The sequence below is a fragment of the uncultured Cocleimonas sp. genome, from assembly GCF_947495625.1.
Classification (GTDB): Bacteria; Pseudomonadota; Gammaproteobacteria; order Thiotrichales; family Thiotrichaceae; genus Cocleimonas.
Map to the genome: position 1 here is coordinate 1 of NZ_CANLZW010000059.1, position 15,877 is coordinate 15,877.

General features: G+C 40.9%; 12 protein-coding genes and 1 tRNA gene. All 13 read left to right on the plus strand.

Features of this window, described 5'->3' with window-relative positions:
• Positions 1 to 90 (plus strand): elongation factor Tu (locus Q1A31_RS20455; RefSeq protein WP_080442139.1); only part of this gene is annotated, 90 nt, incomplete at its 5' end.
• A 143-nt stretch (positions 91 to 233) separates the two neighbouring features.
• A tRNA-Trp gene (locus Q1A31_RS20460) sits at positions 234 to 310 on the plus strand.
• 75 nt (positions 311 to 385) lie between these two features.
• Positions 386 to 763: a preprotein translocase subunit SecE gene (gene secE, locus Q1A31_RS20465; RefSeq protein ID WP_299881501.1), complete on the plus strand. Its 378-nt coding sequence runs from the start codon at positions 386 to 388 to the stop codon at positions 761 to 763.
• Between the two features lies 1 nt (position 764).
• A complete protein-coding gene (gene nusG / locus Q1A31_RS20470; RefSeq protein WP_299881504.1) occupies positions 765 to 1,298 on the plus strand; it encodes a transcription termination/antitermination protein NusG in 534 nt (177 codons plus the stop codon).
• Positions 1,299 to 1,376: 78 nt separating this feature from the next.
• Positions 1,377 to 1,811: a 50S ribosomal protein L11 gene (rplK, locus tag Q1A31_RS20475; protein WP_299881507.1), complete on the plus strand. Its 435-nt coding sequence runs from the start codon at positions 1,377 to 1,379 to the stop codon at positions 1,809 to 1,811.
• A complete protein-coding gene (gene rplA, locus Q1A31_RS20480) occupies positions 1,811 to 2,506 on the plus strand; it encodes a 50S ribosomal protein L1 (protein ID WP_299881510.1) in 696 nt (231 codons plus the stop codon). Before rplK ends, rplA begins: the two co-directional genes overlap by 1 nt.
• Before the next feature lie 282 nt (positions 2,507 to 2,788).
• A complete protein-coding gene (gene rplJ, locus Q1A31_RS20485; RefSeq protein ID WP_299881513.1) occupies positions 2,789 to 3,313 on the plus strand; it encodes a 50S ribosomal protein L10 in 525 nt (174 codons plus the stop codon).
• An 87-nt stretch (positions 3,314 to 3,400) separates the two neighbouring features.
• Complete coding sequence (rplL, locus tag Q1A31_RS20490) at positions 3,401 to 3,775, plus strand: 50S ribosomal protein L7/L12 (protein WP_299881516.1); 375 nt, start codon at positions 3,401 to 3,403, stop codon at positions 3,773 to 3,775.
• A gap of 260 nt (positions 3,776 to 4,035) precedes the next feature.
• Positions 4,036 to 8,214, plus strand: coding sequence for a DNA-directed RNA polymerase subunit beta (rpoB, locus tag Q1A31_RS20495; protein ID WP_299881519.1), 4,179 nt, complete (start codon positions 4,036 to 4,038; stop codon positions 8,212 to 8,214).
• Positions 8,215 to 8,240: 26 nt separating this feature from the next.
• Positions 8,241 to 12,455, plus strand: coding sequence for a DNA-directed RNA polymerase subunit beta' (gene rpoC / locus Q1A31_RS20500; protein ID WP_299881531.1), 4,215 nt, complete (start codon positions 8,241 to 8,243; stop codon positions 12,453 to 12,455).
• A 246-nt stretch (positions 12,456 to 12,701) separates the two neighbouring features.
• Positions 12,702 to 13,076, plus strand: a complete 375-nt coding sequence (gene rpsL, locus Q1A31_RS20505) for a 30S ribosomal protein S12 (RefSeq protein ID WP_131907295.1) — start codon at positions 12,702 to 12,704, stop codon at positions 13,074 to 13,076.
• 87 nt (positions 13,077 to 13,163) lie between these two features.
• Positions 13,164 to 13,634: a 30S ribosomal protein S7 gene (gene rpsG / locus Q1A31_RS20510; protein ID WP_299881525.1), complete on the plus strand. Its 471-nt coding sequence runs from the start codon at positions 13,164 to 13,166 to the stop codon at positions 13,632 to 13,634.
• 58 nt (positions 13,635 to 13,692) lie between these two features.
• Positions 13,693 to 15,795 (plus strand): elongation factor G, encoded by a 2,103-nt coding sequence (gene fusA / locus Q1A31_RS20515; protein WP_299881528.1) that lies wholly within the window; start codon positions 13,693 to 13,695, stop codon positions 15,793 to 15,795.
• Positions 15,796 to 15,877 lie beyond the last annotated feature (82 nt).

The window sequence follows — 15,877 nt, forward strand, 5'->3', positions numbered from 1 at the left end:
CCGATAGCAATGGATGAAGGTCTGCGTTTCGCAATACGCGAAGGTGGACGTACTGTTGGTGCTGGTGTTGTTGCAAAGATCATCGAATAATTAGAATGCGGAATAGATTGAGTAAGTAAATCTTTCTGTTATACTTCCGCGTCCTTTTAGAGAGCGAAGAATAATTACTAGGTGATTGTTCTTCGTTCTTTTGTTGTTTCAGAAACTTGGTTTTTTAACGTTGTTATCAAATTAGGCCAGTAGCTCCAATTGGTAGAGCACCGGTTTCCAAAACCGATTGTTGGGGGTTCGAGTCCCTCCTGGCCTGCCATTTCTGATCAAAAAGGATTTTTAAGTAAGTACTCTATATATATGGATAGGCTGAGACAAGCTGACAAATCAAACTATGGCAACTAATTCAGAAGCTCAGGGTTCGGTATTTGATACTATTAAGCTATTACTGGCTTTGGTGTTTTTACTTGCTGGGATTGTGGGGTTCTACTACTTTGCAGAGCAGCCACTTCTTTATAAGGTTCTTGGTATTTTAGCGGCGGTAGGAATTGCTGTTGGTATATCTGCTACTACGAATAAGGGTAGGGGCTTGATAAGCTTTCTTGGTCTTGCTCGTTCAGAAGTTAGAAAAATGGTTTGGCCTACACGTGCCGAAACTATGCAAACTACTTTGATGGTTTTCATTATGGTGGTTATCTTGGCTATTTTCCTTTGGTTTGTTGATATGCTGCTTGGTGCTGGTGTTAAGGCTCTATTGTCGGTGGGTAGTTAACATGTCTAAGCAATGGTTTGTGGTTCATGCGTACTCAAATTATGAAATGCGTGTGAAAGAAGCGTTAAAAGAGCGTATCGAGCGCTTTGGTCTAGAAGATTCTTTTGGTGAGATATTGATCCCTACTGAAGAAGTTGTAGAGATGCGTGAGGGTCAGAAAAAGAAAAGTACCCGAAAGTTCTTTCCTGGTTATGTCTTGGTTGAGATGGATCTCAATGATGATAGCTGGCACTTGGTTAAAGATACGCCAAGAGTATTAGGTTTTATTGGTGGTACTAGTGATAGGCCTGCGCCAATAACAGAGAAAGAAGCAAATGCGATTATGAATCGCATGGAAGAGGGTGTTGCGGCGCCCCGACCAAGAGTTTTGTTTGAGGTTGGTGAGGTGGTTCGTGTTAATGATGGGCCTTTCAATGATTTCAATGGTGTAGTTGAGGAAGTCAACTATGAGAAAAGTACCATGCGTGTTGCAGTTCAGATTTTTGGGCGTTCAACACCTGTGGAGCTTGAATTTTTTCAGGTAGAAAAAACTTAATTTTAATATTTGTCGAGGAGTTTGAAGGAGTTGTTTGGCAGCTCACGGATAACGTTTGAACTCGTGGAGAGTTAGATAATGGCTAAGAAAGTTGAGAGATATCTCAAATTGCAAGTGCCTGCTGGTCAGGCAAACCCAAGTCCACCTGTTGGTCCAGCTTTGGGTCAGGTTGGATTGAATATTATGGAATTCTGTAAGGCATTTAATGCTGCTACTCAGAGCGCTGAGCAAGGTATGCCTTTGCCAGTGGTTATTACTGTATATAGTGATAAGAGTTTTACATTTGATGTTAAGACTCCGCCTGCTTCAATTTTATTGAGAAAGGCAGCGGGTATTCAAAAAGGTAGTGCTGTTCCTAATATTAATAAAGTGGGCAAGGTTTCAAGAGCTCAGTTAGAAGAGATTGCTAAGGCAAAAGAGCCTGATTTAACTGCTGCTGATTTAGATGCTGCTGTTAGAACAATTGCGGGTAGTGCTCGTAGTATGGGTCTTGAAACAGAGGGTGTTAAGTAATGGCTAAGTTAACTAAGCGTCAAAAGCTAATTGGCGAAAAAGTTGAAGCGGATAAATTGTACGATGTAGTTGAAGCTTTTAGTTTATTAAAAGACCTTCCTCCTGCTAAGTTTACTGAAAGCGTTGATGTGAGTATTAATCTTGGTGTTGATGCGAAAAAATCAGATCAGGCTGTTCGTGGTTCTACAGTGTTGCCAAATGGTACGGGTAAGACAGTTCGTGTAGCAGTATTTACACAGGGTGATAATGTAGAAGCGGCTAAAGAGGCTGGCGCAGATGTTGTGGGTATGGAAGATTTGGCTGAAGAAGTCAAAAAAGGCAATATGGACTTTGATGTTGTAATTGCAAGCCCTGATGCGATGAGAGTGGTTGGTCAGTTGGGGCAGGTTCTTGGTCCTCGTGGCTTAATGCCTAATCCTAAAGTTGGCACTGTTAGTGCTGATGTTGCTACAGCAGTTAAAAATGCGAAAGGCGGTCAGGTTAGGTATAGAACTGATAAAGCTGGAATTATTCAATGTACTATTGGTAATTTAGATTTTGATAGTAGTGCTCTAACTGAAAATCTAAATGCTTTAGTCGCTGATTTGGTTAAGGCAAAGCCTAGTTCTGCCAAAGGTGTTTACTTAAAGAAGATATCTGTTTCTAGTACTATGGGTGCTGGTTTAAGTGTAGATACTTCTACTGTTAAGTCTTAAGTTTTAAAGAATTTGCACGATGTTTGTGCGGTCTTTTTGTGTTTTGCTAAGGTTTTTTCTTGGCTAAATACGAGAAGTTATTGATGGATATACCTGGTGTATGTCGTCAAAGACCGTAGGTGTACCGATTCTGTGTTATAGGTTTTGGTGCTTAATTTCCTGCGTAGATGGCGTAACCTAAATCAGTCGATTTGGGGCACGTCGTTTCGGACTCTTGGTTTGTATAAACTGATTGTTTTGATTAAACGGTGGTTATGCTGCCGAATTAAAGAGGTAGATGTTGTGGCATTAACTTTTGAAGACAAAAAGAAAATTGTCTCTGAAGTCGCTGCAGTTGCTACAGAAGCTCATTCCGCGGTTGCTGCAGAGTACCACGGATTAAGTGTAGGAGAGATGACTGAATTGCGTGTTAAAGCGCGTGACGGTGGTGTTTATCTGCGCGTAGTGAAAAATAATCTGGCAAAACTTGCCTTGGCTGATACAGATTTTTCTTGTATGAGTGAAGGTTTTGTTGGTCCGTTAGTGTTGGCATTTTCGCAAGAAGATCCTGGTGCTGCGGCTCGTGTCCTGAAAGATTTCGCTAAAGAGCATGATAAGTTGGAAGTGAAAATGTTATCTGTTGGTGGGGAATTGCTTCCTGCTTCTGATATCGATCGTTTGGCTAAGTTGCCTACAAGAGATCAAGCGTTGGCCATATTGGCTGGTACGTTTAGAGCTCCTGTTGAGAAGCTTGCTCGTACGCTTAACGAAGTTCCCGGAAAACTTGTTCGTACTGTTGCTGCTGTTCGTGATTCAAAACCTGCTTAATAAGCAAGTTTTGTTCTCAGACAATTAATTTTATTTTATTTACTAGTCGCATTTTGCGACGATTGATTTAGGTTTAGGAGAAATACAATGGCTGTTTCTAAAGATGATATTCTAGAAGCAATATCAAACATGAGTGTAATGGAGATCGTAGAATTGATCTCTGATATGGAAGAAAAATTTGGCGTTTCTGCTGCTGCTGCAGTTGCTGCTGCTCCTGCTGCTGCTGAAGCTGGTGCTGCTGCTGAAGCTCAGACTGAGTTTGATGTTGTAATGACAAGCTTTGGCGATAACAAGATTGGTGCTATCAAAGCTGTGCGTGGTATTACAGGTCTTGGTCTTAAGGAAGCAAAAGAAATGGTAGAAGGCGTTCCTGTTACTGTTAAAGAAGGCGCTTCTAAAGAAGAAGCTGAAGATATTAAGAAGCAACTTGAAGAAGCTGGTGCTTCAATAGAGTTGAAGTAATTTCTTCTTTGCATGAACGGGCTTATTGCTCGTTCATGATACATAAGGCTGACAGTGAATAATTGCTGTCGGCCTTTTGTCGCTTAAATAACTATAAGATATTATCTGTCTTATGGTGATCAGAAGATTGCTTCTGATCTAAAATGTTGTAAAAATTTTTTTTGTTGTAGCTGTTGTTGAAGCTGCAATAAGTATTCGACAAAGATGTGTTGTGGTCTTTGTTATTAGGTTACTGAACTGGTTTCAGAAGAGGAATTAAGATGGCTCTGACTTTTACTGAGAAAAAACGTATCCGTAAGGATTTTGGTAAACGCCCACAGGTATTAGATATACCTTATCTTTTAGCTATTCAACTGGAGTCATATCGTCAATATTTGCAGACTGATGTTCCAGTAGAGGAGCGCAAAGATGCAGGATTACATGGTGCTTTTACATCTGTTTTTCCTATAGTTAGTTACTCTGGCTTTGTTATGCTTGAGTATGTTGACTACAATCTGGCTGAGCCTGTATTTGATGTGCGTGAATGTCAGCAACGTGGTCTAACATATGCTACATCGCTTCGCGCTACTTTAAGACTGGTTATTTACGATAAAGATGCGCCAAAGAAAACTAAAGTTGTTAAAGATATAAAAGAACAAGATGTATATCTTGGTGAAATGCCTTTGATGACAGAGAAAGGTACTTTTGTTATTAATGGTACTGAGCGAGTAATCGTATCTCAGTTACATCGTTCTCCTGGAGTTTTCTTTGATCATGATAAGGGTAAGACGAACACCGCACGTAAGTTATTGCATAACGCCCGGGTGATTCCATATCGTGGTTCGTGGCTTGATTTTGAGTTTGATCCTAAGGATGCTGTTTTTGTTCGTATTGACCGTCGTAGAAAGCTTCCTGCTACTATTCTTCTTAGAGCGCTAGGAATGGAGACGGAGCAAATTCTAGAGTGTTTTTATGAAAAGCTAGAAGTAACTCTTCAAAAAACTAAAATCCAATTAGCTATAGACCCTGTTAGGTTGCGAGGCGAGTTAGCTTCATTTGATATCGTAGTTGGTGGAGATAAAGTTGTAGAGTCTGGTCGTAGAATTACTGCTAAACATGTCCGTGAACTAGAAAAAGCAAAGATTAGTAAGTTAGAAGTACCTAATGAGTATATGTGTGGCAAGATGATAGCGCACAATATCGTAGATGAATCTACTGGTGAGTTTATTGCTGAAGCTAATAGTGAGTTAACTGAAGAGTTAATTGAGCTATTGCGTGAAAATGATATTAAAAAATTCGATGTTATTTACACCAATGAATTAGATCGTGGTCCATTTATATCAAATACATTAAAAGTTGATGCTACACAAACACCGCTTGAAGCGATGATTGAAATATATCGCATGATGAGACCTGGTGAGCCGCCAACAAAAGAAGCTGCTGAAAACCTATTTCATAATCTATTCTTCTCAGAGGATAGATATGATCTTTCTGGTGTTGGGCGTATGAAGTTTAATCGTCGTCTTGAGTATACGGATGAGACAGGTCCTGCGATTCTTTTTGATCTTGGGTACTTGTCAGGAAGAACTGATGCTGCTTCTAAGGCTTTGGTTGAGAAGTTTGGTCCTCAGTATGAAGAGTTAAAAGCTACCGGTAAAACTGATTCTGATATCGTTAATGTTCTTAAGACCTTAATTGGTATTCGAGATGGTTTTGGTGTCATAGATGATATTGATCATCTAGGTAACAGACGTATCAGAAGCGTTGGTGAAATGGCTGAGAATGCTTTCCGTATCGGACTTGTTCGAGTGGAGAGGGCTGTTAAAGAGCGTCTTACTGTAGCGGAAAGTGAAGGGTTGATGCCTCAGGATATGGTTAATGCTAAGCCAGTTTCTGCAGCGGTAAAAGAGTTCTTTGGTTCAAGTCAGTTATCACAGTTCATGGATCAGAATAATCCATTGTCTGAAATTACTCATAAGAGAAGAATATCTGCATTAGGCCCTGGTGGTCTTACTCGTGAGCGAGCAGGTTTCGAAGTTCGTGACGTTCATCCAACTCACTATGGTCGTGTTTGTCCGATTGAAACACCGGAGGGTCCAAACATTGGTTTGATCAACTCTCTTGCTGTTTTTGCTAAGACTAATGATTATGGTTTCTTGGAAACTCCGTATCGTAAAGTAGAAAATGGTCAGGTATTAGATGAAATTGATTATTTGTCTGCAATTGAAGAGTCTCGTTTTGTAATAGCTCAGGCTAATGCTGTTCTAGATAAGGAAAATAAATTTACTAATGACATGATTTCTTGTCGTTATCAAAATGAATTTGCAATGTCTATTCCAGAAGATATCCAATACATGGATGTATCTCCAAAGCAGATTGTTTCTGTGGCAGCTTCTTTGATTCCATTCTTGGAGCATGATGATGCTAACCGTGCGTTGATGGGGTCAAACATGCAACGTCAAGCTGTTCCATGTTTACGTGCTGAAACGCCTGTAAGTGGAACGGGTATGGAGCGAGTTGTTGCAGTTGACTCTGGAACAACAGTTGTATCTAAGCGTGGCGGTGAAGTAATAGCTGCTGATGCTGCTCGAATAGTTATTCGTGTAAATGATGATGAAGCCCAGGATGGTGGTGTTGATATTTATAATCTCATCAAATATACCCGTTCAAACCAGAATACCTGTGTGAATCAGAAACCTATTGTAAAGATTGGTGACAAGGTTGCGCGTGGTGATGTATTAGCTGATGGTTCTTCAACGGATCTTGGTGAATTGGCTCTAGGTCAAAATATTAAAATCGCCTTTATGCCATGGAATGGATATAACTTTGAGGATTCGATTCTTGTTTCTGAGAGAGTTGTTGAAGAAGATCGCTTTACTTCAATTCACATAGAAGAAGTGACTTGTCTCGCTCGTGATACTAAATTAGGTGCCGAAGAGATAACTGCTGATATCCCAAATGTAAGTGAACATTTGCTTTCTAAGCTTGATGAGTCTGGAATCGTTCATGTTGGAGCTGAAGTAAAGCCGGGTGATATTCTAGTTGGTAAAGTTACGCCTAAAGGTGAAACCCAGCTAACTCCTGAAGAAAAGTTACTACGTGCTATTTTCGGAGAAAAAGCTTCTGACGTTAAAGATACGTCTTCACGTGTAAAATCAAGCATGTTTGGAACTGTTATCGATGTAAGAGTATTTACACGTGATGGTGTTGAAAAAGATGCTCGTGCAATCTCTCTTGAAGAAGAGGCTCTTTCTAAAGTTAGAAATGACTTACGTGATGAGTTATTTGTTTTTGAAGAAGATATTTATGCTCGTGTTGAGAAGTTAGTACTAAATAAAGTCGTTGACGGAGGTCCGGCTGGTATAAAAGCCGGCGGAAAAGTCACTAAAGCATACCTAACTGATCTAGATCAGAAAGAGTGGTTCTCATTGCGAATGCGTAATGAAGAAGCTAATACTCAGCTTGAAAAACTTTCGGTACTTTTAGATGAGCAGAAGAAACGCTACGAAGAACGCTTGCAGAAACAAAAAGATAAAATTACTGCTGGTGATGATTTAGCTCCTGGTGTTCTTAAAGTTGTAAAAGTATATGTGGCAGTACGTCGTCGTATGCAGCCTGGTGATAAAATGGCGGGTCGTCATGGAAACAAGGGTGTTGTATCTCGAATAGTTCCTGTTGAAGATATGCCTTATGACGAGTCTGGAGTTCCGGTAGATATCGCTTTGAACCCACTTGGTGTTCCTTCTCGAATGAACGTTGGTCAGGTGCTTGAAATGCATTTAGGCTGGGCAGCTAAAGGTCTGGGTGAAAAGATTGGTCGAATGATTGATGCTAAAGCTCAAGTAGACGAATTGCGTAAATTCTTAACTGAGATTTATAGTACTGACGGTAATCCAGATCAGGGTGATATCTCTGAAATGACGGATGAAGAGGTCATTGAAATGGCTGGTAATCTGCGTCGTGGTGTCCCAATGGCTACTCAGGTATTCGATGGTGCGGCAGAAACTGAAATAAAAAGTATGCTTAAATTGGCAGACTTACCAGAGTCAGGTCAAACAACGTTGTATGACGGTCGAACAGGTAAGGCTTTCGAAAGAAAGATAACTGTTGGTTACATGCATATGTTGAAATTGAATCACTTGGTAGACGATAAAATGCATGCTCGTTCAACCGGACCTTACAGTCTTGTTACACAGCAACCACTTGGTGGTAAAGCTATGTTTGGTGGTCAGCGCTTTGGTGAGATGGAGGTTTGGGCTCTTGAGGCATACGGAGCTGCATACACTCTACAGGAAGTGTTGACGGTTAAGTCGGACGATGTTCAGGGTAGAAATAAGATGTACAAGAATATCGTTGATGGGAATCTACAAATGGAAGCTGGTATGCCAGAATCCTTTAATGTATTGATGAAAGAGATTCGATCTTTGGCTCTTAATATTGAACTTGAAAAAGATAGTTAATAGGTGACGTTATGATGAATAAAGGTATGGGAGACTTGCTGAATATTTTTAAGCAGCAAGCAGATACAGAAGAATTCGATGCAATACGTATTGGTTTAGCATCACCTGAAGTAATACGTTCATGGTCATACGGTGAAGTTAAGAAGCCGGAGACAATCAACTATCGAACATTTAAACCAGAGCGTGACGGTCTTTTTTGTGCCAAGATTTTTGGGCCAGTTAAAGACTATGAGTGCCTATGTGGAAAGTATAAGCGTCTCAAGCACCGTGGAGTTGTTTGTGAAAAATGTGGCGTTGAAGTAACTAATACTAAAGTGCGTCGTGATCGTATGGGTCACATTGACTTGGCTTGCCCGGTTGCACATATTTGGTTTTTGAAATCATTACCATCTAGAATAGGTTTATTCCTGGATATGACATTGCGTGATATTGAGCGTGTGTTGTATTTTGAAGCATTTGTGGTTGTAGAGCCTGGTATGACGACTCTTGAAAGAGGTCAATTACTTAGTGATGAAGCTTACCTAGAAGCTGTTGAAGAGTTTGGTGACGAATTCGATGCTGGAATGGGTGCTGAAGCTGTTCTCAAGATGCTTAAAACAGTTGATATTAAAGAAGCTATTGAAGACTTAAACGAACAAGCTGATGCAACTAAGTCTGAAACTAAGCTTAAGCGCATTAGTAAGCGAATGAAATTGATGGAATCATTCTTAGGTTCTGGTAACAAGCCAGACTGGATGATTATGACAATACTTCCTGTATTGCCGCCTGATTTACGTCCGCTTGTTCCTCTTGAAGGTGGTCGATTTGCAACTTCAGATCTAAATGATTTGTACCGTCGTGTAATTAACCGTAATAACCGCCTTAGACGTTTATTAGACTTAAATGCACCAGATATCATTGTGCGTAATGAAAAGCGTATGCTTCAAGAATCTGTTGATGCGTTGCTTGACAATGGTCGTCGTGGGCGTGCAATTACTGGATCAAACAGGCGCCAGTTAAAATCTTTGGCTGATATGATCAAAGGTAAGCAAGGTCGTTTCCGTCAGAATCTATTGGGTAAGCGTGTTGATTACTCTGGTCGTTCGGTAATCGTTGTTGGTCCGTCGTTAAGATTGCATCAATGTGGTTTGCCTAAGAAAATGGCGCTTGAATTATTCAAGCCATTTATATTCGGAAAATTACAAAGACGTGGCTTGGCTACTACCATTAAAGCAGCTAAAAAATTAGTAGAAAGAGAGACTCCAGAAGTATGGGATATCCTTGCTGAGATAATTCGTCAGCATCCTATATTATTGAATCGTGCTCCAACCCTTCATAGATTAGGTATTCAGGCATTTGAGCCTGTATTGATCGAAGGTAAAGCTATTCAACTTCATCCGTTAGTATGTTCTGCGTTCAATGCCGACTTCGATGGTGATCAGATGGCTGTTCACGTTCCATTGTCACTTGAAGCGCAAACTGAAGCTCGTGTGCTTATGATGGCTACCAATAACGTGCTTTCGCCTGCAAATGGTGAGCCGATTATTGTTCCTTCTCAAGATATTGTATTGGGTCTTTACTACATGACACGAGAAAGTGTCAATGCAAAAGGCGAGGGTATGATTTTCGTTGATGCTAAAGAAGCAAAACGTGCTTATGAGACAGACCTTGTCTCTCTTCATGCAAAAGTACAGGTTCGTATTACTGATAGTGAATATGATGATAATGGTGAGCTAGTTGTAAAGACTCGTCGTGTCGATACCACAGTAGGACGTGCTATTTTGTCTGATGTTTTACCAGACGGTATTCCGTTTGAGAAAATTAACTGTGTAATGAAGAAAAAGAATATTTCTAACCTTATCAATGAGGGTTATAGAAGAATAGGTCTAAAAGATACTGTTATTCTAGCTGATCAGTTGATGTATACAGGTTATAAATACGCGACATTATCTGGTGTTTCATTCTGTGCGAATGACATGATGATTCCAGAAGAAAAGGCTACCATTATTGGTCGCTCTGAAGATGATGTTAAAGAAATTGAAGATCAATACTCTTCAGGTCTTGTAACTCAAGGTGAGCGATATAACAAAGTTGTCGATATTTGGGCGCGTACCAACGAACAAGTAGCTAAAGCGATGATGGATGGAATGGGTAAGGAAGATGTTGTAGATGCGGAAGGTAAAACTGTATCTCAGGAGTCTTTCAACTCAATCTACATGATGGCCGACTCTGGAGCTCGTGGTTCTGCGGCTCAGATTCGTCAATTAGCTGGTATGCGTGGATTGATGGCTAAGCCGGATGGCTCAATCATCGAAACACCTATTACGTCTAACTTCCGTGAAGGTCTAAATGTACTTCAATACTTTATATCTACTCACGGAGCTCGTAAAGGTCTTGCCGATACTGCTTTGAAAACCGCTAACTCTGGATATTTGACCAGACGCCTTGTCGATGTGTCTCAAGATATGGTAGTTACACTTGATGATTGTGGAACAGAAAACGGTTTATCCATGAAGCCAATCATTGAAGGTGGTGATGTTGTTGAGCCACTAGGTGAGCGAGTTCTAGGACGAGTTGCTGCGGTGGATGTATTGGATCATAAAGGTAAGCTTGTTATACCTGCTAAAACCTTGTTGGATGAAGAATGGGTTTCGAAGCTTGATGATTTGGGCGTAGATGAGATTCAAGTTCGATCGGCAATCACGTGTGCATCTCGTAAAGGTGTTTGTGCTCAATGTTATGGTCGTGATTTGGGTAGAGGTCATTTGGTTAATATGGGTGAGGCGGTTGGTGTAATTGCTGCTCAGTCAATCGGAGAGCCAGGTACTCAGTTGACCATGCGTACATTTCATATCGGTGGTGCTGCAAGTCGTGCTGCTGCTGATAATAATATACTTGTTAAGTCTGCTGGTACTGCTCGCTTATCAAACGTTAAGACGGTTATTAACAAAGATGGAAACCTTGTGACGGTATCTCGTTCAGGTGTAATCAGTGTTGTTGATGATCAAGGTCGTGAGCGTGAGCGTTATAAGTTGCCTTACGGTGCTGTTGTAACAATTAAAGATGATGATGCGGTTGAAATGGGTCAAGAAGTAGCCACATGGGATCCGCATACTCACCCAATCGTAACTGAGGTTGCTGGTACTGTAGACTTTGTAGATTTCGTTGATGGTTCAACCATAAATACTCATGTCGACGAAGTTACTGGTCTGAGTTCTACTATCGTCACAGATCCTGCGGCACGTGGTGCTGGTTCTAAAGATCTCAATCCAATGATTAGATTATTGGATGATCAGGGTAATTCATTGTTCTTTGATAATACTGAAATTCCGGTTCAATATCCTTTGGCTGGTGGTGCAGTAGTAAGTCTAACAAATGGCGCTAAAGTAGATATTGGTGATGTACTTGCGCGTTTAACTCAGGAGTCTTCTAAGACACGTGATATTACTGGTGGTCTTCCACGAGTTGCAGATATGTTTGAGGCCAGAAAGCCTAAGCAACCAGCAATTCTTGCAGAAATCTCTGGTACGTTCTCCTGGGGTAAAGAAACAAAAGGTAAGAAACGTTTAGTGATTACACCTGATAAAGGTGAGCATTATGAAATTCTTATTCCTAAATGGCGTAACCTTGATGTATTTGAAGGTGAGAAAGTTGCTAGAGGTGAGATGATTGCCGATGGTGAGGCTAGTTCACATGATATTTTGCGTTTATTAGGTCCTGTAGCACTAGCAGAGCATTTGGTTAAAGAAGTTCAGGAAGTGTATCGTTTACAAGGTGTAAAGATTAATGATAAGCATGTTGAGATCATTTCACGTCAAATGATGCGCAAAGCAGTCATTACTGCATCTGGTGATACTCGTATGCTTAAAGGAGAGCAACTTGATTACTGGCAGATAGATGAAGCAAACGAAAAGTTTGTTGCTGAAGGAAAGATTCCAGCTAAATACGATCGCGTATTGTTGGGTATTACTAAGGCTTCACTTGTTACTGATTCGTTTATATCTGCAGCTTCGTTCCAGGAGACTACTCGAGTTCTTACGGAGGCATCTGTTAAAGGTGCTCGTGATGATTTACGTGGTCTGAAAGAGAACGTAATCGTAGGTCGATTAATTCCTGCTGGAACGGGTTTAACTCATCATCTTGCTCGACGTAAAAAGCAAGAAGAGCTTCAGCAGCAACTTTCTTCTTTAATGGCTGAATTGCCTGATGGAGATAAGGAAGAGCCTGTTGCGATAGAGATAGAAGAAGTTACAGAAGAGTAAGTTTAAAGCTTAAGATAACTCTGAAATGACACCCCCCTACTTATAGCCCTTTTTTTATGGCTAAAAGTAGGTAAGGGTTGAAGTTTTGGATGAGTCTTAAAAAATACATTTTTAAAATAGAAACCTGTCTTGACATGAGAGCGTAGGGGTAATAGAATTCCGCGCCTTTATCGTTAAGACGATTGTTGATTTTTCTTGTGCCTGATAATTCTGGTACAGGGTAATAAAGTTGGAGAAATAGATTTAATGTCTACTGTTAATCAGTTAGTGCGCAAACCTCGAAAGCGCAAGATGGAAAAGAGCAATGTTCCAGCTTTGGAAGCTTGTCCGCAACGTCGTGGAGTATGTACAAGGGTATATACGACTACTCCTAAGAAGCCTAACTCAGCAATGAGAAAAGTAGCTCGTGTACGTTTAACGAATGGTTTCGAAGTAAGTAGTTACATTGGTGGTGAAGGGCATAACTTGCAAGAGCACTCGGTTGTATTGATTCGTGGTGGTCGTGTTAAAGATTTGCCTGGTGTTCGTTATCACGTAGTACGTGGTTCGCTTGATACGCAGGGTGTACAAGAGCGTAGACAAGGTCGATCTAAGTACGGTGCTAAGCGTCCAAAGTCTTAGTTTTATCTAAGCAATAATTTTTAGCTTGCTGACTATGTGTTAGTGAGATGTTGAATAATAGTAAACAAATAAAGTAGCGAGTTTTTTATGCCAAGAAGAAGAGAAGTACCAAAACGAATTATCCTTCCAGACCCTAAGTTTGGTAGCCTTGTTTTGGCAAAGTTTATTAATACCATTATGAAAGATGGTAAGAAGTCTATAGCTGAGAAAGTTGTATATGTGGCTTTAGATCAAATCGCTGCTAAGAAAGGAAATGACGGAATGGAGGTGCTTGAGGCGGCTCTTGAGAATGTTCGTCCTTCTGTTGAGGTTAAGTCACGCCGAGTAGGTGGTGCGACTTATCAGGTTCCAGTTGAAGTTAGATCATCTCGTCAAAATGCCTTGGCTATGCGTTGGTTGGTTGATGCATCTAGACGTCGTGGTGAAAAGTCAATGGCATTGAAGCTTGCGGGTGAGTTGATGGATGCGGCTGAGAAGCGCGGTTCTGCTGTAAAGAAGCGTGAAGATACTCATAAAATGGCAGATGCAAACAAGGCATTCGCTCACTTCCGTTGGTAATTGGAAAATATAATTTATTGCTGGTTGTCCGGTAAAAAATTTATATAAGGTAAATAAAGTGGCTCGTACAACCCCCCTTGATCAATATCGCAATATCGGAATTATGGCGCATATTGATGCAGGCAAGACGACCACAACAGAAAGAATATTGTTCTATACCGGTGTATCTCACAAAATAGGTGAGGTGCACGACGGTGCTGCAACCATGGATTGGATGGAGCAAGAGCAAGAAAGAGGTATTACGATAACCTCTGCTGCCACGACATGTTTTTGGTCTGGTATGGAGCAGCAATTCAGTAAGCATAGAATTAATATTATCGACACGCCTGGTCATGTTGATTTTACTATTGAAGTTGAGCGGTCTTTAAGGGTGCTTGATGGTGCTGTTGCTGTTTTTTGTGCAGTTGGTGGTGTAGAGCCTCAATCGGAAACGGTTTGGCGTCAAGCTAATAAGTACAATGTTCCGCGTATGGTCTTTGTGAATAAGATGGATCGTATTGGGGCAAACTTTTTGCGTGTCGTCGATCAGATTGAAGAGCGTTTAGGTGCAACTCCAGTGCCCTTGCAAATATCTAATGGCGAGGAAGATGGTTTTAAAGGTGTAATTGATCTCATAAAAATGAAATCAATTAGCTGGGATGATTCAGATATGGGTTTAACCTATACTCTTGATGATGTTCCTGAAGCTTTGATTGCAGATGCTGAAGCTTGGCGTGAAAAGCTTGTAGAGGCTGCAGCTGAAGCAAATGAAGAATTAATGGATGTGTATTTGAATGATGGTGATCTTACAGAAGATCAGATTCATGCTGGCATACGTATTCGAACACTGGCTGGTGAGATTGTTCCTGCTATGTGTGGTTCATCTTTTAAAAATAAAGGTGTGCAAGCGATGTTGGATGCGGTGGTTCGTTATATGCCGTCTCCACTAGATGTTCCGTCCATTACAGGTATTGTTGATGACGGTTCAGAAGATGGTAAGCAAGTTGAGCGTAAGGCTTCAGATGATGAGCCATTCGCTTCGCTGGCATTCAAAATAGCTACAGATCCTTTTGTGGGTACTTTAACGTTTTTCAGGGTGTACTCTGGAAAGCTAAAAACCGGTGATATGGTTTTGAATCCACTGAAAGGGAAAAAAGAAAGGATTGGACGCATCTTGCAGATGCATTCTAATTCTAGAGAAGAAGTTAAAGAAGTCTATGCGGGAGATATTGCTGCTGCGGTAGGGCTTAAAGATGTGACTACGGGTGATACACTTTGTGATAAATCTCATCCTATAGCATTAGAAAGATTAGATTTTCCTGAGCCTGTTATCTCTGTTGCTGTAGAGCCAAAGACAACGGTTGATCAGGAAAAAATGGCACAGGCTTTAGCAAAGCTGGCGCAAGAAGATCCTTCGTTTAGGGTGCATACTGAAGAAGAGACAGGTCAAACAATAATATCTGGAATGGGTGAGTTGCACCTTGATATTATTGTTGATCGTATGAAACGTGAATTTAGTGTTGATGCTAATGTCGGTAATCCTCAAGTTTCATATCGCGAAAAAATTAGCCAGTCAGCAAGTGCTGAAGGTAAATTTATTCGCCAGTCAGGTGGTAAAGGCCATTATGGTCATGTGTTAATAAAACTGGAGCCTTTGGAAGAGGGTGCTGGTTACGAATTTGTAAATGAAGTTGTTGGTGGTTCTGTTCCTCAGGAGTTTATACCTTCTGTGAATAGTGGTATTCAAGAACAGCTTCAGAATGGTGTGTTGGCTGGTTGCCCGGTCGTTGATATTAAAGTTACATTGTATGACGGTTCATTTCATGATGTTGATTCAAGTGAGATGTCCTTCAAAGTCGCAGGATCGATGGCTATACGTGATGGTGTAATTTCAGCTGGGCCTAAATTGCTAGAACCTATTATGAAAGTAGAGGTTGTAGCGCCAGAAGAAAATATGGGTGATGTTATGGGTGACTTAAATCGTCGTCGCGGCATCGTTCAGGGCATGGATGAGGCTCCTTCGGGTAAAATCATTCGTGCGGAAGTTCCATTGGCGGAAATGTTCGGGTATGCCACTGCTTTAAGGTCAGTGTCTCAAGGTCGAGCAAATTACTCAATGGGGTTTGCGAAGTATGCAGAGGTGCCAAAATCGGTGGCTGATGCAATGATAATTGAAAGGTGAGTAATCATGTCCAAAGAAAAATTTGAACGTAATAAGCCCCATGTAAACGTGGGCACAATTGGTCACGTCGACCACGGTAAAA

Coding starts and splice junctions, on each gene's coding strand:
- rpoB (WP_299881519.1), top strand. CDS start 4,036: ATGGCTCTGACTTTTACTGAGAAAAAACGTATCCGTAAGGATTTTGGT.
- rplK (WP_299881507.1), top strand. CDS start 1,377: ATGGCTAAGAAAGTTGAGAGATATCTCAAATTGCAAGTGCCTGCTGGT.
- rplA (WP_299881510.1), top strand. CDS start 1,811: ATGGCTAAGTTAACTAAGCGTCAAAAGCTAATTGGCGAAAAAGTTGAA.
- secE (WP_299881501.1), top strand. CDS start 386: ATGGCAACTAATTCAGAAGCTCAGGGTTCGGTATTTGATACTATTAAG.
- rplL (WP_299881516.1), top strand. CDS start 3,401: ATGGCTGTTTCTAAAGATGATATTCTAGAAGCAATATCAAACATGAGT.
- rpoC (WP_299881531.1), top strand. CDS start 8,241: ATGGGAGACTTGCTGAATATTTTTAAGCAGCAAGCAGATACAGAAGAA.
- rpsL (WP_131907295.1), top strand. CDS start 12,702: ATGTCTACTGTTAATCAGTTAGTGCGCAAACCTCGAAAGCGCAAGATG.
- rpsG (WP_299881525.1), top strand. CDS start 13,164: ATGCCAAGAAGAAGAGAAGTACCAAAACGAATTATCCTTCCAGACCCT.
- nusG (WP_299881504.1), top strand. CDS start 765: ATGTCTAAGCAATGGTTTGTGGTTCATGCGTACTCAAATTATGAAATG.